The 639-nt window shown below is 65.4% G+C and carries 1 protein-coding gene; it reads left to right on the top strand.

Annotated features, from left to right (window positions below):
• Positions 1-639 (top strand): 7TM-DISM domain-containing protein (locus EOA60_RS36085; RefSeq protein WP_281060825.1); only part of this gene is annotated, 639 nt, incomplete at both ends.

The following is a 639-nucleotide window of genomic DNA, read 5'->3' as shown; positions in this document are numbered from 1 at the left end:
GCGCTCGACCTTTCGGGCGCAGTCGAGATCTACCGGAACCAGGGCGAGAATTTCCAGGTCTCGACCGCGCCCGGCCCCGACGGCATCGTGCGGCGCATCGAGGTCGAGGCCAATGACGCGCGCTCGACCGGCGACTGGGCGGTGTTCGCGCTCGCCAACACCACCGACCAGCAGCTCGACAGGCTGATCGTCGCGCCGCATTTCCGCCTGGTGAATTCCGGTATCTTCTGGCCCGATCTCGGCTCGACGCGCATCGCGGCGATCACGCCCAGCGAAGGCTTCGCGCTCGACCGCCAGACCAGCCCCGACGCCGATGTGTTCCGAGTGACGCTCAACCCCGGAACGGTCGTCACCTTCATCGCCGAGCTCGCCTCGCCCAAGCTGCCGCAGGTCTATCTGTGGGACCCGGAATCCTACAAGGACTCGGTCAATTCCTACACGCTGTTCCGCGGCATCGTCATCGGCATCGCCGGCCTCTTGGCGCTGTTCCTGACCATCCTGTTCGTCGTCAAGGGAACCTCGATGTTCCCGGCCACCGCCGCGCTTGCCTGGGCGGTGCTCGCCTATATCTGCGTCGATTTCGGCTTCCTCAACAAGGTCATCGAAATCTCGCCCGGCAACGAGCAGATGTGGCGGGCC

This window comes from Mesorhizobium sp. M1A.F.Ca.IN.020.06.1.1, from assembly GCF_004023265.1.
In the GTDB taxonomy this organism is placed as follows: Bacteria; Pseudomonadota; Alphaproteobacteria; order Rhizobiales; family Rhizobiaceae; genus Mesorhizobium.
This window is presented reverse-complemented; position numbering and strand designations above follow the sequence as displayed.